Source organism: Streptomyces sp. W16 (assembly GCF_033194735.1).
Classification (GTDB): domain Bacteria; phylum Actinomycetota; class Actinomycetes; order Streptomycetales; family Streptomycetaceae; genus Streptomyces.
This window is the reverse complement of sequence record NZ_JAWOAI010000051.1, coordinates 1-21,405: the sequence shown is the minus strand read 5'-3', so window position 1 is coordinate 21,405 and position 21,405 is coordinate 1. Positions and strand designations below refer to the sequence as shown.

21 protein-coding genes are annotated in these 21,405 nt (G+C 70.0%); 3 read left to right on the top strand and 18 right to left on the bottom strand.

The features are described 5' to 3' along the window. Window positions 1–10 precede the first annotated feature (10 nt). The 16 genes from ispG to R6V09_RS09715 form a co-directional block, all read right to left on the bottom strand. Window positions 11–1,168: a flavodoxin-dependent (E)-4-hydroxy-3-methylbut-2-enyl-diphosphate synthase gene (gene ispG, locus R6V09_RS09785; RefSeq protein ID WP_317880961.1), complete on the bottom strand. Its 1,158-nt coding sequence runs from the start codon at window positions 1,166–1,168 to the stop codon at window positions 11–13. Window positions 1,169–1,172: 4 nt separating this feature from the next. Beyond that, the gene (gene hpnH / locus R6V09_RS09780; RefSeq protein WP_317880960.1) at window positions 1,173–2,195 is read right to left on the bottom strand and encodes an adenosyl-hopene transferase HpnH; all 1,023 of its coding nucleotides are present in this window, start codon (window positions 2,193–2,195) and stop codon (window positions 1,173–1,175) included. A gap of 5 nt (window positions 2,196–2,200) precedes the next feature. Continuing rightward, a complete protein-coding gene (locus R6V09_RS09775) occupies window positions 2,201–2,842 on the bottom strand; it encodes a phosphorylase family protein (protein WP_317880959.1) in 642 nt (213 codons plus the stop codon). Beyond that, the gene (gene shc, locus R6V09_RS09770; RefSeq protein WP_317880958.1) at window positions 2,842–4,857 is read right to left on the bottom strand and encodes a squalene--hopene cyclase; all 2,016 of its coding nucleotides are present in this window, start codon (window positions 4,855–4,857) and stop codon (window positions 2,842–2,844) included. Before shc ends, R6V09_RS09775 begins: the two co-directional genes overlap by 1 nt. 112 nt (window positions 4,858–4,969) lie before the next feature. Further along, window positions 4,970–6,103: a polyprenyl synthetase family protein gene (locus tag R6V09_RS09765; protein ID WP_317880957.1), complete on the bottom strand. Its 1,134-nt coding sequence runs from the start codon at window positions 6,101–6,103 to the stop codon at window positions 4,970–4,972. After that, a complete protein-coding gene (gene hpnE, locus R6V09_RS09760; protein WP_317880956.1) occupies window positions 6,103–7,533 on the bottom strand; it encodes a hydroxysqualene dehydroxylase HpnE in 1,431 nt (476 codons plus the stop codon). Before hpnE ends, R6V09_RS09765 begins: the two co-directional genes overlap by 1 nt. Continuing rightward, complete coding sequence (locus tag R6V09_RS54570) at window positions 7,530–7,652, bottom strand: DUF6380 family protein (protein ID WP_442810004.1); 123 nt, start codon at window positions 7,650–7,652, stop codon at window positions 7,530–7,532. The genes hpnE and R6V09_RS54570 overlap by 4 nt, the downstream gene beginning before the upstream one ends. After that, window positions 7,652–8,602 (bottom strand): presqualene diphosphate synthase HpnD, encoded by a 951-nt coding sequence (gene hpnD / locus R6V09_RS09755; RefSeq protein ID WP_317880955.1) that lies wholly within the window; start codon window positions 8,600–8,602, stop codon window positions 7,652–7,654. The genes R6V09_RS54570 and hpnD overlap by 1 nt, the downstream gene beginning before the upstream one ends. Then, window positions 8,599–9,501: a squalene synthase HpnC gene (gene hpnC / locus R6V09_RS09750; RefSeq protein ID WP_317880954.1), complete on the bottom strand. Its 903-nt coding sequence runs from the start codon at window positions 9,499–9,501 to the stop codon at window positions 8,599–8,601. The genes hpnD and hpnC overlap by 4 nt, the downstream gene beginning before the upstream one ends. Before the next feature lie 386 nt (window positions 9,502–9,887). Further along, on the bottom strand, window positions 9,888–10,679 hold the full coding sequence (locus tag R6V09_RS09745) for an ABC transporter ATP-binding protein (RefSeq protein WP_317880953.1): 792 nt from the start codon (window positions 10,677–10,679) through the stop codon (window positions 9,888–9,890). Then, window positions 10,672–11,601: an ABC transporter permease gene (locus R6V09_RS09740; protein WP_317880952.1), complete on the bottom strand. Its 930-nt coding sequence runs from the start codon at window positions 11,599–11,601 to the stop codon at window positions 10,672–10,674. The genes R6V09_RS09745 and R6V09_RS09740 overlap by 8 nt, the downstream gene beginning before the upstream one ends. A 149-nt stretch (window positions 11,602–11,750) precedes the next feature. Beyond that, the gene (locus tag R6V09_RS09735) at window positions 11,751–12,623 is read right to left on the bottom strand and encodes a glycosyltransferase family 2 protein (protein WP_317880971.1); all 873 of its coding nucleotides are present in this window, start codon (window positions 12,621–12,623) and stop codon (window positions 11,751–11,753) included. Window positions 12,624–12,628: 5 nt separating this feature from the next. Further along, window positions 12,629–13,408 (bottom strand): CDP-alcohol phosphatidyltransferase family protein, encoded by a 780-nt coding sequence (locus tag R6V09_RS09730; RefSeq protein ID WP_317880951.1) that lies wholly within the window; start codon window positions 13,406–13,408, stop codon window positions 12,629–12,631. Continuing rightward, window positions 13,386–14,447 (bottom strand): iron-containing alcohol dehydrogenase family protein, encoded by a 1,062-nt coding sequence (locus R6V09_RS09725; RefSeq protein ID WP_317880950.1) that lies wholly within the window; start codon window positions 14,445–14,447, stop codon window positions 13,386–13,388. Before R6V09_RS09725 ends, R6V09_RS09730 begins: the two co-directional genes overlap by 23 nt. Further along, window positions 14,435–15,187, bottom strand: a complete 753-nt coding sequence (locus R6V09_RS09720; RefSeq protein WP_317880949.1) for a phosphocholine cytidylyltransferase family protein — start codon at window positions 15,185–15,187, stop codon at window positions 14,435–14,437. Before R6V09_RS09720 ends, R6V09_RS09725 begins: the two co-directional genes overlap by 13 nt. Further along, a complete protein-coding gene (locus R6V09_RS09715; protein ID WP_317880948.1) occupies window positions 15,184–16,977 on the bottom strand; it encodes a DUF5941 domain-containing protein in 1,794 nt (597 codons plus the stop codon). The genes R6V09_RS09720 and R6V09_RS09715 overlap by 4 nt, the downstream gene beginning before the upstream one ends. Window positions 16,978–17,423: 446 nt before the next feature. On the opposite strand from R6V09_RS09715, the gene R6V09_RS09710 reads away from it, so the two are divergent. Together R6V09_RS09710 and idi are read left to right on the top strand one after the other, a co-directional pair. Beyond that, window positions 17,424–18,362, top strand: coding sequence for a cation diffusion facilitator family transporter (locus R6V09_RS09710; RefSeq protein WP_317880947.1), 939 nt, complete (start codon window positions 17,424–17,426; stop codon window positions 18,360–18,362). Between the two features lie 243 nt (window positions 18,363–18,605). Then, window positions 18,606–19,199: an isopentenyl-diphosphate Delta-isomerase gene (gene idi / locus R6V09_RS09705; protein ID WP_317880946.1), complete on the top strand. Its 594-nt coding sequence runs from the start codon at window positions 18,606–18,608 to the stop codon at window positions 19,197–19,199. A gap of 9 nt (window positions 19,200–19,208) precedes the next feature. Here idi and R6V09_RS09700 read toward each other — a convergent pair whose 3' ends face one another. Then, window positions 19,209–19,718, bottom strand: coding sequence for an ATP-binding protein (locus R6V09_RS09700; RefSeq protein WP_317880970.1), 510 nt, complete (start codon window positions 19,716–19,718; stop codon window positions 19,209–19,211). Between the two features lie 204 nt (window positions 19,719–19,922). Here R6V09_RS09700 and R6V09_RS09695 point away from each other — a divergent pair, with 204 nt between their 5' ends. Next, window positions 19,923–20,666 (top strand): enoyl-CoA hydratase/isomerase family protein, encoded by a 744-nt coding sequence (locus R6V09_RS09695; RefSeq protein ID WP_317880945.1) that lies wholly within the window; start codon window positions 19,923–19,925, stop codon window positions 20,664–20,666. Here the strand turns inward: R6V09_RS09695 and R6V09_RS09690 are convergent. Next, the gene (locus tag R6V09_RS09690; protein ID WP_317880944.1) at window positions 20,659–21,294 is read right to left on the bottom strand and encodes a DJ-1/PfpI family protein; all 636 of its coding nucleotides are present in this window, start codon (window positions 21,292–21,294) and stop codon (window positions 20,659–20,661) included. The two genes, R6V09_RS09695 and R6V09_RS09690, sit on opposite strands and share 8 nt — an antisense overlap. Window positions 21,295–21,405: the final 111 nt, after the last annotated feature.

Genomic DNA, 21,405 nt, shown 5'->3' with positions numbered 1-21,405 from the left:
TCCGTGCTGTTCAGCTCACGGTGACGGCCGGCTCCCCCGCCGCGACGCCGTCCTGCTCCATCTGTTCGGCGATCTTCATCGCCTCCTCGATGAGGGTCTCCACGATCTTCGACTCGGGCACGGTCTTGATGACCTCGCCCTTGACGAAGATCTGACCCTTGCCGTTGCCGGAGGCGACCCCGAGGTCGGCCTCCCGCGCTTCACCGGGTCCGTTGACGACGCAGCCCATGACCGCGACGCGCAGCGGCACCTCCATGCCCTCAAGCCCGGCCGTGACCTCGTCGGCGAGCTTGTAGACGTCCACCTGTGCGCGCCCGCAGGACGGGCACGACACGATCTCCAGCCGGCGGGGCTTGAGGTTCAGCGACTCCAGGATCTGGAGGCCGACCTTGACCTCCTCCACCGGCGGGGCGGACAGCGACACCCGGATCGTGTCGCCGATGCCCTCGCTGAGCAGCGCCCCGAAGGCGACCGCCGACTTGATGGTGCCCTGGAAGGCGGGCCCTGCCTCGGTGACCCCGAGGTGCAGTGGATAGTCGCTCTGCGCGGCCAGCAGCCGGTAGGCGTTGACCATCACCACGGGGTCGTTGTGCTTCACCGAGATCTTGATGTCGCCGAAGCCGTGCTCCTCGAAGAGGGACGCCTCCCACAGGGCCGACTCGACGAGCGCCTCGGGCGTCGCCTTGCCGTACTTCTGGAGCAGACGCCGGTCCAGGGAACCGGCGTTGACCCCGATCCGAATCGGCGTGCCGTGGTCCTTGGCGGCCCGCGCGATCTCCTTGACCTTGTCGTCGAACTGCTTGATGTTGCCGGGATTGACGCGAACTGCCGCGCACCCGGCCTCGATTGCGGCGAACACGTACTTGGGCTGGAAGTGGATGTCCGCGATCACCGGGATCTGGGACTTGCGGGCGATGGTCGCCAGCGCGTCCGCGTCGTCCTGCGTGGGGCAGGCGACGCGGACGATCTGGCAGCCGGACGCGGTGAGTTCGGCGATCTGCTGGAGGGTGGCGCCGATGTCCGACGTACGGGTCGTGGTCATCGACTGGACCGAGACGGGGGCCCCGCCCCCGACCGCCACCGGCCCGACCTGGATGCGTCGCGACACACGTCGCTCGGCGATCGGCCGGACCGGCATCTCGGGGACGCCCAGGGCTACTGCGGTCATGACGTCAGTCGCGGTTTCCGGCGACGGTCTCGCGCATGGCCCGCAGGGACTCCTTGAGGGAGCCCATGGTGGCGAGGACGGCGGTGGGTTCGTAGCCGCAGTGCGCCATGCAGTTGGCGCAGCGCGGGTCCTTGCCGCGGCCGTACTTGTCCCAGTCGGTGTCCTCGATCAGCTCCCGGTACGTCGGGACGTACCCGTCGCTCATCAGGTAGCAGGGGCGCTGCCAGCCGAAGAGCGAGTAGTTCGGGATCGCCCAGGCCGTGCACGGGAAGTCGACCTTGCCCTCCAGGAAGTCCAGGAAGAGCGGGGAGTGGTTGAGCCGCCACTTCCTGCGGTTGCCGCCCGCGAAGGCCTTCTTGAACAGCTCGTGGGTCTGCGCGACGCCCAGGAAGTGCTCCTGGTCGGGCGCCTTCTCGTAGGCGTAGGCGGGCGAGATCATCATCTCGTCGACCTTGATCTCGTCGTTGAGGAAGTTCAGGACCTCGATGATGGTCTGCGGGGTGTCGGTGTTGAAGAAGGTCGAGTTGGTGGTGACCCGGAAGCCGCGCTTCTTGGCCTCCTTCATCGCCTCCACCGCCTCGTCGAACACACCCTCCTTCGCGACGGACTCGTCGTGCCGCTCCCGCAGCCCGTCGATGTGCACCGCGAAGGCGAAGTACGGCGAGGGCTTGAACTTGTCGAGCTTCTTGCGCAGCAGCATGGCGTTGGTGCAGAGGAAGACGTACTTCTTCTTCGCCACCAACTGCCGCACGATCTCGTCGATCTGAGGGTGCATCAGGGGCTCGCCGCCCGCGATGGACACCATCGGCGCACCGGATTCAAGCACCGCACCGACGGCCTGCGCCACCGGCATGCGCTGCTTGAGCACGCCCGCCGGGTGCTGGATCTTGCCGCAGCCCTCGCACTTCAGGTTGCACGCGAAGAGCGGTTCCAGCTCCACGATCAGGGGGAACTTGTCCCGCTTGCGGAGCTTCTGTTCAGCCAAGTATGTAGCGACCTTGATTGTCTGGCGCAGCGGCATGGCCATCTGGCTCACCTCCGAGGGAGCAGCAAAGAACGGTGCCATTCGAAAAAAGCGGGAAGAACGGAACGAAGAACGCGGAAAGCCGATATTCCACCGCGCACCGTGCCGATCCGGACGAGTTCATGTTCAGGAGCGTCCACGACCACCCGTACGGCCGCAACCGGGCGCGCGCCCGTGCGCACGGCGCTCAGCAGCGTGGCCGCCGACTCCATGTCGACCGCGATCGCGCCGGTCGCGAGCAGATCCGACCGTTCCTGACCGCGGACGACGTGATCGGAGCCGGTGAGGGGGCCGGTGTGGACGGTGCGTCCGGGCAGGGCCCGCACGATTTCCTTGACGAGCAGCTCGGTGGCGACGCACGGAACGGTTCCGCGCGGGTCCCGGGTCTCCTCGGCGACCACCAGATCGCCGGGGTGCATCCCGGGGGCGAGTCCGGCGCAGAAGCCCGTGGCCAGTACGGCGGCCTCGGACAGCGCCGGGTCGGTAAGGCGCCTCGTGACGGCCTCCTCGGCCGCCTGGGGCCCCATGCCCGTCCGCAGGACGGTGACCTGCCCGCCGGCGCCGGAGTGGTCGCCGGTGCGCAGGGCGAGGTGCTCGATGCCGAGCGCGCAGGCGATCAGCAGCGGCGGTCCGGCGGGCCGGGTGCTCATCAGCCCCCCTTGGTCTGGGAAACAGCCGGGGAGACGGTCTGGCTGAACGGTTCTCCGTGCACGAAGCGCCCGAGCGCGGTGAGCGGGAACACCTGTCGGTAGAGGTGGTAGTTGATGGAGAAGTCCCACGGGAAGCCTGTGCCGGTGAAGTAGGGCTCGTCCCAGGACCCGTCCTCCCGCTGGGTCGTCGCGAGCCATTCGATACCGCGTTCTACAGCCTTGGAGTCGTGCTCCCCCGCCGCCAGCAGGGCCATCAGCGCCCAGGCCGTCTGCGAGGCGGTCGAGGCGCCCCGGCCGCTCCACTCCTTGGCGTATTTGTAGGAGCGCAGGTCCTCGCCCCAGCCGCCGTCGTCGTTCTGCACGGTCTCCAGCCAGGTCACCGCGCGCCGGATCGCCGGGTGCGAACCGGGGATCCCGGCCGCGGCGAGGGCGGGCACCACGGACCCGGTGCCGTAGACGTAGTTGACGCCCCAGCGCCCGAACCACGAGCCGTCCGGCTCCTGTTCGGCGAGCAGCCACTCGATGCCGCGCCGGGTGCGCGGGTCATGGGCCAGACCCTCGATCGCGAGCATCTCGACGACGTGCGCGGTGACGTCCGCCGACGGCGGGTCGATGACCTCGCCGAAGTCGCAGAACGGCAGCCGGTTGGGGAAGGGGCTGGTGTTGTCGACGTCGAAGGCGCCCCAACCGCCGTTCTTCGACTGCATTCCGAGGTTCCAGCGGACTCCGCGTCCGACGGCCCGGTCGAGGCGTTCCGGGTCGTGATGTCTGACCCGGCGCAGCGCGAGCACGACCTCGGCGGTGTCGTCGATGTCGGGGTAGTTGTCGTTGTGGAACTCGAACGCCCAGCCGCCGGGCGGCAGTTGGGGCCGCTTGACCGCCCAGTCGCCGGGGCGGACGATCTCCTCCCCGAGCATCCAGTCGGCGGCCTTGACCAGTTGGGGGTGGTCGGCGGGCACGCCCGCGTCTGCAAGGGCGATGGTCGCGAGGCAGGTGTCCCACACCGGGGACTGGCAGGCCTCGATCATCCGGGCCCCGTCCTCGCGCCAGATCGCGAACCGGTCCAGCGACTCCAACCCCGCGCGCATCACGGGGTGTTCGAGGTCGTAGCCCAGCAGGTGCAGGGCGATCACCGAGTACACGGCCGGCGGCTGGATGCCGCCCCAGCAGCCGTCGTTCTCCTGCCGCTCGATGATCCAGCGCGCGGCCGATTTCATGGCCGCCCCGCGCAGCTTGCGCGGAGCCACCTTGCGGTAGAGGTGCAGCGCCTTGTCGAGCCGCTGGAAGGCGCCGTCCCAACTCGCCACCGGGGCGAGGGACTTGACCGGGTTCGGGTTGTTCGCGTCGGTGTGGAGTTCGTCGAGCGGGAAGGGCGCGGGCCGTACCGGCCGCTTCGCGGAGACGACCGTGAGCGGCACGATGGTCTGCCGGGCCCAGCATCCGAAGTCGTAGATGTTGAGGGGGACCCAGGTGGGGAAGTAGATGAGTTCCGGCGGGAGTTCGGGCAGGTCGTCCCACTTCCACCAGCCGAACAGGGCGAGCCAGATCCGGGTGAAGACGCGGGCCGCGGCGATGCCGCCCCGCTCGCGGACCCATGCGGACGCCTTCGCCATGTGCGGGGCGTCCGGCGCGTCACCGGCCAGGCGGAGGGCGACGTACGCCTCGATGGTGGTGGAGAGTTCGCCCGGGCCGCCGTAGAAGCTGGCCCAGGTGCCGTCCTCGCGCTGCTCGCCGCGGATGAAGAGTGCGGCGGCCTGGGTCGTCGACTCGTCGCGGATGCCCAGGAACTGACGGAGCAACAGATCCTCGGCGTCCATCGTGACGTTCGTGTCGAGGTCGCCCTTCCACCAGCCCTGGGGGTCCTGCTGGGAGAGCAGGAAGTCGGTGGCGCGTTGCACGGCGTGTGCGGCGGCGTCGTGCACCCCGGCCGCCACGGGGGTGTTGATGTCGGTTTCGCTGGCCGCGGCAACACGGGGCTGCATGGCCCCGGTGCTTCCGTCGGTCGTCGCTGTCATGGCTTCCCCTTCGTGCAGTGGCATGTCTCTGCTGTGGGTCCGCCGTCGGCCGGTACTGGTATCTCCGCAGCACCGGTCGGCGACTACGCGAGGGCTATTCGACCGATAGTGATCATCTCTTTCGTACGACGACGAAGTCGGCGAGCGCCGTGAACTGCGCCCGAACCCGGTCGGGCATGTCGATGGCGTCGAGGGCCTCGATGGCGATGGTGTGCTGACGGCGTGCCTCTTCGGCGGTCCACTCGCGACCGCCGGCCTCCTCGATGAGCGCGGCGCGGTCCGCGAACTCCTTCTCGGAGAAGTTCTCGAAGTCGCTGCTCTTGGCGTCGGCGGCGAGGATCTCGCCGAGTCGCTCGGAGGCGGGTCCGCCCGCCGCGAGCGCCGCCACCACGGGCAGGGACTTCTTGCGCTGGCGCAGATCGCTCCAGGTCTGCTTCCCGGTGGCCTCCGGGTCGCCCCAGATGCCGAGGAGGTCGTCAACGGCCTGGAAGGCCAGGCCCAGGTGGTGGCCGTACTTCTCCAGGACGTCGGCGGTGCGGTCGTCCGCACCGCCGAGCACGGCCCCGATCGAGGAGGCACAGGCGAGCAGCGCCCCCGTCTTGTTGCCCTCCATCTCCAGGCACTCCTCGACGCTGACGCGGTCGCGGTGCTCGTAGGAGATGTCCTGCGCCTGGCCGTCGATGAGGGCGCGGGTCGCGGTGGTGAGGCGGCGGGTGGCCCGGCCGGCCTCGACGGTGCCGAGCTCCAGCAGGACCTCGTTGGCGAGCGCGAACAGGGCGTCGCCGACCAGGATGGCCTGCGCGGGGCCGTGCACCTTCCACACGGTGTCGCGGTGCCGGCGCTGCTCGTCGCCGTCCATCAGGTCGTCGTGCAGCAGCGAGAAGTTGTGGACCAGTTCGACGGCGACGGCACCCGGGATGCCGACCTCGGGCGCGGCACCGGTGACCTCGGCGGAGAGCACGGCGAGCGCGGGGCGTACGGCCTTGCCGCCGTCGCCGGCGGCCGGGTTGCCCTCGGCGTCGATCCAGCCGAAGTGGTAGGCGGAGACGGTGTCCATGGGCGGTGCCAGGCGGTCCACGGCGGCCCGCAGTACCGGTGTGGCAAGGGTCCGGCCGCGCTCCAGGAGCGCGGACACGTCCACCGCGGTCCTCGCAGCGGCCGTCTCGGCCGGGGGCACAGTGGGCACAGTCTCTCCTCTTGTCGCGGTACCGGGGGTGCGGGGGCCTGCCGCATGCTCATCGAGCATCACGCCGCCTCCTCGAACTCGAAGAGCCGATGGGGGCGGGGCCGGCCCAGGGCAGCGAGTGCGGCGTCCGCCGCGCTCACCCCACTGCGGACCGCACTTTCCATGGTCGCGGGCCACCCTGTGGCGGTCCACGCTCCGGCCAGGTACAGGCCGGGGGCCTTGGTGCGGGCGCCGGGCCGCAGCCGTCCGACGCCGGGGGCGGGAGCGAACGTCGCCGTGCGCTCCCTGGTCACGAAGAAGTCCTTCACCTCGGCACCGCGCACACCGGGCAGCAGCCGCTCCAGCTCGGGAAGGTAGCGCTCGCGCAGTACGGCGACGGTCTCGTCGATCTCGTCGTGCGCGGCGGACTGGGACAGCGCCAGGTACTGGCCGTCCTTCAGCCCGGACGCGTCGGTCCGGTCGAACACCCACTGGACCGGGGTACCCAGCGCCGCGAAGAAGGGCCGGGCGAGCACCTTGCGGTCGTAGACGACGTGGATGTTGAGGATCGGCGCGGTGTCGATGGAAAGCAGCCGCTCAGGGGCGTCGAGGGCACCGTCGGGCAGCAGATCGTGGGCTTCGCGCTGGGGTACGGCGAGGACGACGGCGTCAGCTTCGAGGGTCTCGCCGGGAACCTGAACGCTCCAACGCCCGTTTTCGTCAGTAGAGATGGAGGTGACGCGTGTACGGACTTCGGTGCGCACGCCCGCGGAGTCGAGCGCCTTGCGGGCCAGCCGGTCGTGCAGTTCACCCAGCGGGACATGGGCCCAGCCGATGTCGGCCGCGCCCGGGTCGGAGAGCAGACCGGTCTTGAACACCATCGCGGCCAGCGCCAGCGAGGAATCGCCCGCTACCGCGTTGAGGGTGGCGACCCCCACCAGGTCCCACAGTGCCTCGACGGCACGCGCCGACTGACCGTGCGCGGTCAGCCAGCTGCCGAAGTTCTGGGCGTCCAGCGCGGGGTCGGTGAGGTCGAGCCCTTTGAGGGCGAGTGCGGCACGTCCGACTTTGGCGCGCTCGGCGAACGAGAGATGCGGGTAGGTGGCGAGGCTGCGCCCGAGATGCAGAGGCACGGGCAGCGCGTCGCGCCGGAGTCTGCCGAGCCTGCGTCCCTCGGGGCGGTTCACGTCGAGTACGGGCACGTCGAGACGATCCTGCAGCGGAGCCAGCGCCGCGCCCTCGATGCGGTCGAGGAACCAGCGGTAGGCGGTGCAGCAGCGCAGATACACATGCTGTCCGTTGTCCACGGTGAGTTCGCCGCGCTGGAAGGAGAAGGCGAGCCCGCCCAGGCGCGGCCGGCCTTCGAGGAGGGTGACGCGGACTCCGGCGTCGGCGAGTGCGAGCGCGGTGGTGATACCGGCGAGGCCGCCGCCGACCACGACGGCATGCCGTGCGGCCTGTCCCGTCGGTTTGTCCGAGGGCAGCCCTTCGGACCGCGTCCCGTCGCTCATCGTGCACTCCCCCCTGCGTACCCGCCGTGGCGGGTCGTTGCAGTCAGGGACGCCGCTTCGCACCGGAGGGTTGCGTGCCGCATTTCTCCGGCGACATCACCTTGGCCCACTTTGTCCATCAGGCGCGCCTCCTGAGGGTCCTTCGCGTGACGTGACGGGTGTCCAGACCTGACAGGCCGCGCACGGCCACGTAGGCCTTCTCGCGGCCGGGCAGCGAGACCCGGCCGCGCAGTACGGCCTCCGGCTCGCGCTCGATGCGGTCGAGGAGGCGGCGGTAGATGCCGGCCATGGCGGCGACACAGGCGCCACTGCGGCGGTCGAGCATGGGGAGCAGCCGGTAGCCCTCGGCGAAAAGGGTGCGGGCCCGGCGCACCTCGAAGTGCACGAGACCCGCGAAGTCGGAGCCCTCCGGCGGCGTCGGCCCGTTGAACCCGGCCGAGCAGCCGAATTTCGCGAGGTCGTCGGCGGGCAGATAGGTACGGCCGCCCTCGGCGTCCTCGCGGACGTCTCTCAGGATGTTGGTGAGCTGGAGCGCGAGCCCCAGCGTGTCGGCGTACTCCGAGGCACGTTCGGAGCCGCGCGCCCCCGCCTCCGTGCCGAACACACCGAGCGAGAGCCGCCCGATCGCGCCCGCGACACAGCGGCAGTAGACCTTCAGGTCGTCCCAGGTCTCGTAGGTCTCGCCCTGGACGTCCATCAGGACGCCGTCGATGAGCTCGTCCAGGCCGCCGAGCGGGATCGGGAAGGCCTCGGCCGCGTGCGCGAGGGCGACCGCGACCGGGTCGGTGTCGTCCTCCTCGACCTTGCCTTCGCGAACCCGGGTCAGCAGCGCCCGGGTGTCCTCCAGCCGCGCCGACTTCACCTCGGTCGCCAGCGTGCCGTCGCCGATGTCGTCGACACGCCGTGAGAACGCGTACAGCGCCGACATCGCGCGGCGCTTGGGCGTCGGCAGCAGTCTGATGCCGTACGCGAAGTTACGTGCCTGCTGTCCGGTGACGGCCTCGCAGTAGCTGTAGGCGGCGAGTACCGGTGCGGACATGTGCGGTGCAGACTCCACGCTGCGGATCACCCCTCTCCTCGCAGAGTCACGCCCACCTCACGCAGCAACTGGATCTTGCCGGGTTTGGGCGGGCCGGGAAGTACGTCGTATTCGGCGGCGACGATCGCTCGGATCGCCGCCCGTCCCCCCGCCACGAACCCCGCGAGCAGCAGCTTCAATCTGCCGTGGACGCTACCCACCAGGGGGGCGCCTTCATTCAGGAGATCGCGAGCGCGTTCTGCTTCGTATGCAACCAGTGCGCGCACCGATGCGCCCGCGGAGGGCGTGGCGAGATCCGCTTCCTGGACGTGAAAGCGCTTCATGTCCTGGGCGGGCAGGTAGATGCGGTCGCGGCCGAGGTCCTCGGCCACGTCCTGCAGGTGTTCGACGATCTGCAGTGCGGTGCAGATCGCGTCGGAGAGCCGGACCCGCTCGGGGGTCTCGGTGCCGGTGACACCGAGGACGAGGCGGCCGACGGGGTTGGCGGACAGTTCGCAGTAGGCGAGGAGATCGTCGTAGGTCTCGTAACGCGTGACGAGCTGGTCCTGGCGGTTCGCCGCGATCAGTCCGAGGAAGGGCTCCGGGGTGAGCGCGCACCGGCGGACGGTCGGCTGGAGGCGGCGCAGCAGGGGGTGGTGCGGGGTGCCGTCGAAGACCCGGTGCAGATCGGCCTCGAAGGCGTCGAGGAGGAGCAGGCGGTCCTCGGCGTCCGCAGGCGACACGCCGAGCAGCCTGGCGTCGGCGCCGCCGGGGGCCAGGTCGCCGTCACCGATGTCGTCGACGAGGCGGGCGAATCCGTACACCGCCATGAGGTCGGTGCGCCATGCCTTGGGCAGGAAGAAAGGCGCCACGGGGAAGTTCTCGCCCGCGGCCTTGTCGAGTGTGCCGCGCTCCGGATCACCGGTGGCGGCGGTGCCGCTTCCCGTCACCACTCGCTGCCAGGGGCGGGGACGGCGCGTGCTTCGGTGAGCTGGGGAGTTTCCGTAGCCATTGCCGTCACATCTCCCGTTCTACACTGCCGACCCAATACAGACTATTTCGGACACGCCGCTCAGTCGTCCGCACGGTGACCCGCATTAGGGTGTCGCGCATTATCGCCCCACTTGCCGCTATTCGGCACCGGTACAGCTTACGTTGTACAACGCAGCGAGCTTCCTCGGGGTGTCCTGCACATCACAACAACACACCGATTGGCGTCAAGATTCCTTGGGCCGGGCCGAGTTGACGTTTCCTTTGCAGACGCGGAGCCCCGCCGGAGCAGTTCCGGCGGGGCTCTGTGAAGCGTTCTGGGCCTTTGCGCCCGTATGCGAGTGGACTACTTGCCCGTGAACTTCTCGTACTCCTTGATGACCTCATCGGTCGGGCCGTCCATCCGGAGTTCGCCGCGTTCCAGCCACAGCACCCGGTCACAGGTGTCGCGGATCGACTTGTTGTTGTGACTGACGAGAAACACCGTGCCCGCGGACTTGCGCAGTTCACGGATGCGCCCCTCCGAGCGGACCTGGAACTTGCGGTCGCCGGTGGCCAGCGCCTCGTCGATCATCAGGACGTCGTGGTCCTTCGCCGCCGCGATGGAGAAGCGCAGCCGGGCCGCCATTCCGGAGGAGTAGGTGCGCATGGGAAGGGTGATGAAATCGCCCTTCTCGTTGATCCCGGAGAAGTCGACGATCTCCTGGTAGCGCTCCCTGACCTGCTCGCGGGTCATACCCATGGCGAGCCCGCCGAGGATGACGTTCCGCTCGCCGGTGAGGTCGTTCATCAGGGCCGCGTTCACGCCCAGCAGCGAGGGCTGGCCGTTGGTGTAGACCCTGCCGCTCTCGGCCGGGAGCAGGCCGGCGATGGCGCGCAGCAGTGTCGACTTGCCGGAGCCGTTCGAGCCGATCAGGCCGACGGCCTCGCCCCGGTAGGCGACGAAGGAGACGCCCTTGACGGCGTGCACCTTGCGCACCCCGCGCTCCTCGCCGCGCTTGACTATGCGGCTGAGGGCGGAGGTGGCGCTGCCCTTGCCGGTCTTGGCGCCGTGGACGCGGTAGACGATGTGCAGCTCGTCCGCGATGACGGTGGGGACCTGGTCCCTCGGGGTCTGCTCAGGGGTCTGCTCAGCCACGGCCGTACCTCTCCTCCGCCTTCCAGAAGTACACGAAGCCGCCCACGAACAGGATCACGGCCCAGAAGGTGGCGATGGCCCAGACGTGCGGCGGCAGGTTCGACGCGCCGTAGCCGTCGATGAGCGCGAAGCGCATCAGGTCCATGTAGATGGCGGCCGGGTTCACCTGCAGCAGGCGGACGAACACCTCGGAGCGGCCCTCCATCATCTTGCTGATGGAGAACATGACGCCGGACGTGTACATCCAGGTGCGCAGGATGAACGGCATCAGCTGGGCGAGGTCGGGCGTCTTGGCGCCCATCCGCGCCACGATCAGCGCGAGCCCGGTGTTGAAGAGGAACTGCAGCAGCAGGACCGGGACGATCAGCAGCCACGACAGGCTCGGGTAGCTGCCGAAGCCGACGACGATGATGAACAGCACGATCATCGAGAACAGCAGCTGCTGGAGCTGCTGCAGCGCGAAGGAGATCGGCAGCGAGGCGCGCGGGAAGTGCAGCGCGCGCACCAGGCCGAGGTTGCCGGAGATCGCGCGGACGCCCGCCATGATCGAGCTCTGCGTGAAGGTGAACACGAACACGCCCGTGACCAGGAACGGGATGTACACGTCCCGCGACATGCCCCGGCTGGCCTTCAGGATGACGCCGAAGATGAAGAAGTAGACGGCCGCGTTCAGCAGCGGAGTGGCCACCTGCCAGAGCTGGCCCAGCTTCGCCTGGCTGTACTGGGCCGTCAGCTTCGCCTGGGAGAAGGCCAGGATGAAGTGACGACGTCCCCAGAGCTGGCGGACGTAGTCGACGAGTCCGGGGCGGGCGCCGCTCACGGTCAGCCCGTACTTGGCGGCGAGTTGCGGCGCCGTGAGGCCTTCGTCGGGCGACGGGCGCGGGCTCACCGCGACTCCGCCGTCATGCGTTGTCTCACTCAAGGGTGGAAGCCTTCATGTTCGGATGCGTCTTACGATCGTCTTGCGTTCGTCTTACGGAATTGTGCTACAGGACGCGACACGTATCCGCCGCCGGACAAGTTCGAGGGGCGTCCGCGCGCCGAGCCCGCGGTCACGCACTGTCGAGCCTGTCAGATCACGGGGGGTCGACCCAGTCGGGTCAGCCGCCACACCGTACGCCACTTCATGGGCCTGCGCGGTCCGCACGGAGTGGTCCAGCCCTCCTTGAACCCGCCGAACCAGGCCTGCAGGGCCGGGCGCGAGGGTCGGCGCAGGAGGGTGAGCAGCAGCCATACCCCTAGGTAGACGGGGACGAGGGGGGCGGGGAGGTTGCGGCGGGCCAGCCAGACCCGGTTGCGGGCGACCATGCGGTGGTAGACCGCGTGCCGGGAAGGCGCCGTCGTCGGGTGGTACAGGACCATGTCGGACCGGTAGTCGATCATCCAGCCGGCGTCCAGGGCCCGCCAGGCCAGGTCGGTCTCCTCATGGGCGTAGAAGAACTCGTCCGGAAGTCCGCCGACCTCGGCGAAGACCTTCGTACGGACGGCGTTGGCGCCGCCGAGGAAGGTGGTGACCCGGGAGGAGCGCATCGGGTCGGAGGCGCGCAGTCTGGGGACGTGGCGGCGCTGGGTGACGCCGGTGTCCGGGTCGGCGATGCGGAAGCTGATGATGCCGAGCCGGGGGTCGGCGGCGAAGGCCTGCCGGCACAGTTCGGCGGTGTCGTGCTGGGCGAGCAGCCCGTCGTCGTCGAGGAACATCACTATGTCGACATCGCGACCACCGGGCCCGAAGGCGTCCAGGCCGATGTTGCGGCCACCGGGGATGCCCAGGTTCTCGGGCAGTTCCACGGTCCGTACGCCCTCGGGGACGTCCGGGACGGGCGAGCCGTTGCCGACGACGACCGCCTCGACCCGGTCGCCGTCCTGCTTGGCGACCGAGTCGAGCAACGCCCGTAGTTCGTCGGGCCGGTTGCCCATGGTGATGATCACCGCGCCGACCTTCATGCCGCTCACTTCAGCCTGCTCGACGCGAGGATCGACACCAGGTGCAGCAGCGTCTGGAGCAGCGCGATGCCGGCCAGTACGGCGACACCGAGCCGCGAGTAGAACAGGTCGCCGCGCATCTGGTCCACGATCGCGAGGACCAGGATCAGCAGGGACGCCTCGATGCCGAGGATCAGCCGGTGGAACTTGAAGGCGGCGGCGGCCCGGCGGGCCAGCGCCATCCCGGAGGACCGCATCTCGGCCGCGGACTCCTGGACCGGTGCCTTGCCGGTCTGGTGGCGGGCGACGCCGACCAGGTCGGTCTCGGCCTTGATCAGGATCGCGCCGAGCGCGGCCAGCGTCCCGAGGAAGGCCCACAGCCAGTCGATACGGCCGCTGCCCCACAGGTCGGCGGCGCGCAGCCCGAAGCCGACGAGGACCGCCGCGTCGGTGAGATAGGCGCCGACCCGGTCGAGGTAGACCCCGGCAAGGGAGTACTGCTTGCGCCAGCGGGCGATCTCGCCGTCGACGCAGTCCAGCAGCAGATACATCTGGACGCACACCACGCCGAGCACGGCGCCCGTGATCCCCGGCACCAGCAGCGCCGGCGCGGCGAGCACGCCGAAGACGGTCATCAGGTACGTGAGCTGGTTGGGCGAAACCCTGGTGTTCACCAGGTAGCGGTCCACCCGCAGGGACACCTCACGCATGTAGAGGCGTCCCATCCAGTGCTCACCGCTGCGCCGGTCCTTCACCCCTGCGGGGTGGACGACGGGACGGAGTTCAGCTACCGATGGCCTTGACATAGTCGGCGTAGATGTCCTTGATCTGGTCGGTTTTCAGGTCGAGGTGTTCGAGGATCGTGTAGCGGCCGGGGCGGGTCTGAGGAGCGAACTCCACGGCGCGGACGAACTCGTCCACCGTGAAGCCGATCTCCTCGGGCAGCACCGGCAGTCCGTGCCGGCGCAGCACCTCGGCCGTGTACACCGATTCCTCGTGGGCTCCGCGGAGGTACATCGCGAAGGCCGCGCCCAGTCCGCACTGTTCGCCGTGGGCGGCAGCGCGTTTGGGGAAGAGCAGGTCGAAGGCGTGGTTGATCTCGTGGCAGGAACCCGAGGCGGGACGTGAGTCGCCCGAGATCGACATCGCGATCCCGGTGAGGACCAGGGCCTCGGCGAGCACCTGGAGGAAGCCGCTGTCCCCTATGCCGCCGGGGTGCCGGAGCACCGCCTCGCCGGCCTGCCGGGCCATGGCGGCGGCGAGGCCGTCGATCTTCTCGCCGGTGACGCGGTTGGACAGTTCCCAGTCCGCGATCGAGTTGATGTTGGAGATCGCGTCACCGATACCGGCCCGCACGAAGCGCGCCGGTGCCTCACGGATGACGTCCAGGTCGATGACGACCGCGATCGGGTTCGGCACGCCGTAGGAGCCGCGGCCCGCGTCGTTGTCGAGGGTGGCGACGGGCGAGCACAGGCCGTCGTGCGCGAGGTTCGTCGGTACGGCGACCAGTGGCAGGCCGATGCGTGCCGCGGCGAACTTGGCGCAGTCGATGATCTTGCCGCCGCCGAGGCCCACGACCGCGTCGTAGTGACCGGCCTTCATGTCGCCGGCCAGTTGGATCGCGTCGTCGAGGGTGCCACCGCCGACCTCGTACCAGGTGGCGCCGGGCAGGCTCGGTTCGAGGCGCGCGCGCAGCCGGGCACCGGAGCCGCCGCTGACGGCGATCGCGAGCTTGCCGGAATGCGAGATCCGCTCGTCGGCGAGGACACCGGCCAGGTCGTCGAGGGCACCCGGGCGGATGTCCACGACGACGGGTGAGGGAATCAGCCGGGTCAGTACAGGCACGCGATCTCACGCCCCTTGGCCAGATCGTCGTGGTTGTCGATCTCGACCCACTTGACGTCGCCGATCGGGGCCACGTCGATCCGGAAGCCGCGGTTCACGAGCTCCTGGTAACCGTGCTCGTAGAACTGCTGCGGGTCGGTCTCCCACACCGTCTTGAGCGCGTCGGCCAGCTCGGACATGGCGTCGCCCTCGATGAGGGTGACGCCGATGTACTCGCCGGTCGCCTCGGCGGGGTCCATCAGCTTGGTGATCTTCGTCATGCCCTTGGCCGGGTCGACGACGACCTTCATCTCCTCGTCCGCAAGGGACTTGACGGTGTCCAGCGCGAGGATGATCTTCTTGCCCTCGCCGCGGGCCGCGAGCAGCGTGTGCTCGACGGAGACCGGGTGGACGGTGTCGCCGTTGGCGAGGATCACGCCGTCCTTGAGGGCGTCACGTCCGCACCACAGGGAGTAGGCGTTGTTCCACTCCTCGGCCTTGTCGTTGTCGATGAGGGTGAGCTTGAGGCCGTACTTCTGCTCCAGGGCCGCCTTGCGCTCGTACACGGCTTCCTTGCGGTAGCCGACGATGATCGCGACCTCGGTCAGACCGATCTCGGCGAAGTTGCCGAGGGTGAGGTCCAGGACCGTGGGTTCGCCCTCTATGCCCGCGGAGCCCACCGGCACCAGAGCCTTGGGAAGGCTGTCGGTGTAGGGGCGCAGACGCCGTCCGGCGCCGGCCGCCAGCACGAGGCCGATCATGCGGGTTCTCCTTCATCGTGTACGGCGGGCGCCCCTGCGGACACCCAGAAGCGGATGCTCTCGAAGAGCACCAGCAGGGCCACGGCCACGGCGAGCACCGTGAGCGCGACCGTGAACTGCGACGCGGTGAGCACGGCGGCGAGAACGGTGACGAGCAGCGTCCGCCCTTCGTGCCCCCCTATGACGCGCACCAGCCAGGCCGGGGACGCCCCGGCGTTGCCGCGGATGCGGTACACCGTGTCGTAGTGATGGTAGGCGACGGCGGCCACCAGTCCGAAAGCCGCTGGAAGTGCTCCGTTTACCTCCGCTTCAGCCGCGAGGATCAGGACGGTGCAGTATTCGGCCGCCCGGAAGAGCGGGGGGATCAGCCAGTCGAGGGCGCCCTTGAGGGGGCGGGCGACGGCGAGCGGGGACTGGAGTACGTAGAACACGGCACCCAGGACCGGCACCCAGCTTCCGTATCCGCCGAACCAGGCCGCCAGGAGAACGACCGCTGTACCGACCAGCGCGGTGTGGACCGGTGCGCGCAGGGACACCCGCCGCGCGATGCGCGTCAGCCCCTGAGCCAGCGGCCCGCTGTCCGCCAGGTCCGCCAGCGCCCGCGCCGCCCGGTCCGTCCGCGTCGCCTTGCGGGTCAGCGAGCGCAGCACCCGGCCCGCCGTCGTGTACGTCGCCGCGAAGGCGCAGCCGACGAGGAGGACGTAGAAGGTGATCCGGGGGGTCGTCACTGCCGTGAGGACGGCGATCATCGCCCATCGTTCGCCGATGGGCAGCACTATCATCCGGCGCACCCAGACCGTCCAGCCGACGCTGTCGAGCTTGTCGGAGAGGGCGGCGGTGGGGCTGGTGTTGGCGGTGGCGTCGTGGTTGGCCTCGTTGAACGAGAAGTCCACGACGTGGCGGCAGGTCTGCAGGATCATCGCGCCGAGCGCGAGCGCCCATACGTCGTCGCCGCCGCGGGCCGCGCCCAGCGCGAGGCCGGCGTAGTAGGCGTACTCCTTGGCGCGGTCGAAGGTGGCGTCGAGCCAGGCGCCGAGCGTCGAGTACTGCAGGGCGTAGCGGGCGATCTGTCCGTCGACGCAGTCGAGGACGAAGGAGAGGAGGAGCAGCACGCCGGCCGCGACGAACCCGGCGCGGGTGCCGGTGGCCGCGCTGCCCGCCGCGATCAGCGCGGTGAGCAGGGAGGCGGTGGTGACCTGGTTCGGGGTGAGGCCGCGGCGGGCGCACCAGCGGGCGATGTAGCGGGAGTACGGGCTGATGAAGTGGGTGGTGAAGAAGCCGTCTCGGGACTTCACGGCCGACTTCAGGCGTACGGCCTCGTCGTCGACGGCGGCGACGGCCTGCCGTGCCTCGCTGCCGGCCTGCGCGTCGGCGGGGACCGTGGCGACGAGGCTGCCCAGCTCGGGGCGGTGCACGCCTGAGCCGTCGGCGTCGAGGGCGGTGACGATGCGGTCGGCGAGGTTGTCGAGGAGGGTCGTGCCGGTGCTCGCCGAGTTCTCGCGGGCGACCGCGCGGGTCAGTGCCTGGCGGCCGGCCGGCTGCGCGGTGACGGCACCCGGTACCGCGGCGAGCGGGAAGCGGAGGTCCGTGAGGCCGAGGCGCAGCGCGTGCCGGTGGCCGACGAAGCGGGCGTCCACGACGGCGACGCGCCGGTCGCCGGGAACGGCCGCCAGGAGCGTTTCCGCCTCGGTGGCGTCAGCGGCGATCCGGACGTCGAAGCCGAGCGAGCGCAGGTCGTCCTCGATCGACGATCCGGGGACCGGCTGACCGGTGAGGATGGCGGTCGACAACCGAACTCACTCCCTGGTGCCGACGCGTGGGCGCCGGTCATGTGCATGGTGGTGGCGCCCTCTGGGTGGCACCCGGGCGGCATGTCGGCAGAGGCTATCGGATGCTCTCAAGCCCGTGTTCACCGGCCGTTCATGGGCTGATCAACAGGGTCTGCAGGCGCCTCCGCCGAGATCATCATCAGGGATTCGGGCCCCGGCCGACAAACCGCACCTGCCAGAGCGGGCATCGCCGGACATTCCGCGGAGTCCACGACTCCGGTCCACGGAAACGGCCGTCGGCCGGGCCTGCCTCCCGCACCCTCCCGCAGGCGCTCCGCGCCGAACTGACCTGCGATCCGTTTGCGCAGGTCAGGGCACATGACAACGGTGTTCAGTGCCGCGTTGCCCGATACCCCCCACCCGTAGTTCACTGTGATGCCGGGCAGTCATCAGGAGGGCGGCGTTTCATGGGGGCAGGGCACGACCACGGGCATGCGCACGGCGCTCCCGTCACCGGTACCGCCGCGGCGGCGTACCGGGGCAGGCTGCGGGTCGCGCTGGGGATCACGCTCACCGTGCTGGTGGTCGAGGTGGTCGGCGGGCTGCTCGCGGACTCCCTCGCGCTCATCGCGGACGCGGCCCACATGGCGACGGACGCGCTGGGCCTGGGCATGGCGCTGCTCGCCATCCACTTCGCCAACCGCCCGGCGGGCGGCAACCGCACCTTCGGCTACGCCCGCGCGGAGATCCTCGCCGCGCTCGCCAACTGTCTGCTGCTGCTCGGCGTCGGCGGCTATGTGCTGTACGAGGCGGTCCAGCGGTTCGTCACGCCCGCCGACACCGAGGGCGGGCTGACCATCGTGTTCGGTCTGATCGGCCTGGTCGCGAACATGATCTCCCTCACGCTGCTGGTGCGCGGCCAGAAGGAGAGCCTGAACGTGCGCGGCGCGTTCCTGGAGGTGGCCGCCGACGCGCTGGGCTCCCTCGCGGTGATCGTCTCGGCCGTGGTGGTCCTGACCACGGGATGGCAGGCGGCCGACCCGGTCGCCTCGCTCGCCATCGCCCTGATGATCGTGCCGCGGACGCTGAAGCTGCTGCGCGAGACCCTCGACGTACTGTTGGAGTCGGCGCCCAAGGACGTCGACATGCGGGCGGTGCGCGCCCACATCCTGGCCCTGGACGGCGTCGAGGACATCCACGATCTGCACGCCTGGACGATCACCTCGGGCATGCCGGTGCTCTCCGCGCACGTGGTCGTCGACTCGAACGCGCTGAACGCCATCGGCAACGAGAAGATGCTGCACGAACTCCAGGGCTGCCTCGGCGACCACTTCGACGTGGAGCACTGCACCTTCCAGCTGGAGCCCGGCGGACACGCGGAGCACGAGGCGAAGCTGTGCCACTGAGGCGCCCGTGAGGCCCCGGCGGCTCCCGCCCGCGAGGTTCCTGTGGAGGCTTCCGCACTGACAGAAACGACAGAATTCGACCGGCTTCGACGGAACGCAGCCATCCGGCGCGCGCCCGCGTCCTCACTCCCACAGCCCCACCCCCGGACGGTTCCGCCGTCGCCGCGCCGGGCACGATGAACTGCCGGGAGTGCCGGATTCGTACGGCAGACTTGGCTTTGAAGACCGATGTGAAGGATGGGTATGCCGATCACACCTGCCACCGCGACGCACAGCTCGTCGAACGGCACCGCTGAAGCGATCTTGCTCGAACTGGTCGACGAGAACGGCGTGACGATCGGCACCGCGGAGAAGCTCTCCGCCCACCAGCCGCCGGGGCGGCTGCACCGCGCCTTCTCCGTCTTCCTCTTCGACGAGCAGGGCCGGCTGCTGCTCCAGCAGCGGGCGCTGGGCAAGTACCACTCCCCCGGTGTCTGGTCCAACACCTGCTGCGGTCACCCCTACCCGGGCGAGGCGCCCTTCGCGGCGGCGGCCCGGCGGACGTACGAGGAGCTGGGGGTGTCACCCTCACTGCTCGCCGAGGCGGGCACGGTGCGCTACAACCACCCCGACCCGGACTCGGGCCTGGTGGAGCAGGAGTACAACCACCTCTTCGTCGGCATGGTGCAGGCCCCGCTGCGGCCGGACCCGGAGGAGGTGGGCACGACCGCGTTCGTGACCCCCGCCGAGCTGGCGGAGCGGCACGCGAAGGACACCTTCTCGTCCTGGTTCATGACGGTGCTGGACGCGGCCCGTCCGGCGGTCCGCGAGCTGACGGGCCCGTCCGCGGGCTGGTGACCGCCCGGCCTACGGCACGCGCGCGGAGGTGAGCGGCAGCGCGGCCCAGATCACCTTGCCGCCGCTCGCCGTGTGCTCGACGTCGCAGGCGCCGCCCGCCTCCCGGGTCACCTCGCGCACCAGGAGCAGTCCCCGGCCACCGGTCTCGTCGTGGTCGGCCACCAGGGCGGTCGGGCGGTAGGGGTGGTTGTCCTCGACGGACACCCGCACCCACTCGGCGCCGACGGCGACCTCCACCGCGAGTATCGGCGACAGCAGCGCCGCGTGCTTGACCCCGTTGGTGACCAGCTCGGAGACGATCAGCAACAGCCCCTGCAGCAGGTCGTCCGTAAGGGGCACGCCCTGACGGTAAAGCAGGTCCCGTACGGCGTGTCGCGCCTGCGGGACGGAGGCGTCGACGGCGGAGGCGGTGAACCGCCAGACTCCCTCGTACGGCAGCGGACCCGGCGGGGCGGGGGCCAGGGGATCGTCCCCGCCCCCTTCTGGGCGTGGGCCTGACCCACGCCCGTGGTCGTCCATCGTCCGGTCGCCACCCTTGCGCTCGATTGTCACCACACCACGAGTGTTGGCAACGACCCGCGCCACCCCGGACGACTGAACAGAAGTCAGCAGTTATCGGGCGCCTTCCGACCGTTCGGGTACGGCACAACCGCTTTCCGGACCGCTCCTGTTCCGATGGTGCCGACTTCGCGAACTCCTACGGTTGTACGTAGCATCCGGCGCATGGAGCCCCGCCTGCTGCACGATGTCACCGACTCGGTCGCCACCGTCGTCGTCCACCACCCCGGCAAGCGCAACGCGATGACGGCCGCGATGTGGCGCGCGCTGCCGCCGCTGCTCGACACGCTGGCGGCCGATCCGGCCGTCCGGGCGCTGGTGCTGACCGGCGAGGGCGGGACGTTCTGCGCCGGTGCCGACATCTCCACGCTGCGGGAGTCGCCGGGTGAGGCGCAGGGGCTCGCCGTGCTGGCGGAGGAGGCGCTCGCGACCTTCCCGAAGCCGACGCTGGCCGCGATCCGGGGTCATTGTGTGGGCGGCGGCGCACAGTTGGCGGCGGCCTGCGATCTGCGGTTCGCGGAGCAGGGGGCGCTGTTCGGGGTGACTCCGGCGAAGCTCGGGATCGTGTATCCGGCGTCCTCCACCCGGCGGTTGGTCTCGCTGGTGGGTCCGGGGACCGCCAAGTACCTGCTGTTCTCGGGCGAGTTGATCGACGCGGAGCGGGCGCTGCGCACCGGGTTCCTCGACGAGCTGCTGCCCGAGGGCGAACTCACCAAGCGGGTCGCGGAGTTCACCCGGGTGCTGACCGCCCGCTCGCGGTTGACGCAGGCCGCGGCGAAGGAGTTCGCCAACGGGCGTACGGACAGGGACGGTTACTGGGCCGAGCAGGCGCGCGGCAGCGACGACACCGCGGAGGGGGTCGCCGCGTTCCTGGAACGCAGGGAGCCGCGCTTCACCTGGACTATTTGAGGATGAAGCGGCTCTTGCCGCGGATCTTCTCGACCAGGTGCGCGGGCGCCTTCTGCGGGGAGCCCGCGTCGTAGGGCGGTTGCGGGTCGTACTCGATCGCCAGTTGTACGGCCTGTGCGTGCTCGTCGCCCGCGATCCGGCCGAGCAGGGTCAGGCCCATGTCCATGCCGGAGGAGACGCCGGCCGCGGTGACGTACTTGCCGTCGGTCACCACGCGTTCCCCCGTGGGCTCGACGCCGAACCGCTCCAACTGCTCCAGGGCCAGCCAGTGCGAGGTCGCGCGCCGGCCGTTCAGGAGCCCCGCGGCGGCCAGCAGCAGGGAACCGGTGCACACCGAGGTCGTCCAGGTGCTGGTGGCATCGGCCGTGCGCAGCCAGTCCAGGAGGGCGGTGTTCTCCATCTGCGGGGTCTGGCCGGGGCCGCCCGGCACGACCACGATGTCGGGGCTCGGCACCTCGGCCAGGGTCCGGTCGGCCACGATCGCGAGGTTTCCGCTGTCGTTGCGGACGGGGCCGGTCTCCTCGGCGACGAAGACGGTCTCCGCGTCGGGGAGGCGGCCGAGGGTCTCGTAGGGGCCAACGGCGTCCAGGGCGGTGAAGCGGTCGAAGAGGACGATGGCGATTTGCATTGGGGGCCTTGCTGGGTGAGGGGGCGGGCCGTGGGTGGGTGCTGTTGGAGTGGCGGGGGCTTGGGCGGGCGGCGCTCGGGGCTGCGGGCTGCGGGCTGCGGGCTGCGGGCT

Bases quoted from the DNA above. Each gene is read 5' to 3' on its own strand.
- R6V09_RS09695 (WP_317880945.1), top strand. From the start codon at position 19,923: ATGGAGCCCCGCCTGCTGCACGATGTCACCGACTCGGTCGCCACCGTC.
- R6V09_RS09765 (WP_317880957.1), bottom strand. From the start codon at position 6,103: ATGCTCGATGAGCATGCGGCAGGCCCCCGCACCCCCGGTACCGCGACA.
- hpnE (WP_317880956.1), bottom strand. From the start codon at position 7,533: ATGAGCGACGGGACGCGGTCCGAAGGGCTGCCCTCGGACAAACCGACG.
- R6V09_RS09700 (WP_317880970.1), bottom strand. From the start codon at position 19,718: ATGGACGACCACGGGCGTGGGTCAGGCCCACGCCCAGAAGGGGGCGGG.
- R6V09_RS54570 (WP_442810004.1), bottom strand. From the start codon at position 7,652: ATGGACAAAGTGGGCCAAGGTGATGTCGCCGGAGAAATGCGGCACGCA.
- shc (WP_317880958.1), bottom strand. From the start codon at position 4,857: ATGACAGCGACGACCGACGGAAGCACCGGGGCCATGCAGCCCCGTGTT.
- ispG (WP_317880961.1), bottom strand. From the start codon at position 1,168: ATGACCGCAGTAGCCCTGGGCGTCCCCGAGATGCCGGTCCGGCCGATC.
- hpnH (WP_317880960.1), bottom strand. From the start codon at position 2,195: ATGGCCATGCCGCTGCGCCAGACAATCAAGGTCGCTACATACTTGGCT.
- R6V09_RS09720 (WP_317880949.1), bottom strand. From the start codon at position 15,187: ATGATCGGCCTCGTGCTGGCGGCCGGCGCCGGACGGCGTCTGCGCCCC.
- R6V09_RS09730 (WP_317880951.1), bottom strand. From the start codon at position 13,408: ATGTCAAGGCCATCGGTAGCTGAACTCCGTCCCGTCGTCCACCCCGCA.
- R6V09_RS09690 (WP_317880944.1), bottom strand. From the start codon at position 21,294: ATGCAAATCGCCATCGTCCTCTTCGACCGCTTCACCGCCCTGGACGCC.
- R6V09_RS09775 (WP_317880959.1), bottom strand. From the start codon at position 2,842: ATGAGCACCCGGCCCGCCGGACCGCCGCTGCTGATCGCCTGCGCGCTC.
- idi (WP_317880946.1), top strand. From the start codon at position 18,606: ATGCCGATCACACCTGCCACCGCGACGCACAGCTCGTCGAACGGCACC.
- R6V09_RS09710 (WP_317880947.1), top strand. From the start codon at position 17,424: ATGGGGGCAGGGCACGACCACGGGCATGCGCACGGCGCTCCCGTCACC.
- R6V09_RS09735 (WP_317880971.1), bottom strand. From the start codon at position 12,623: ATGAAGGTCGGCGCGGTGATCATCACCATGGGCAACCGGCCCGACGAA.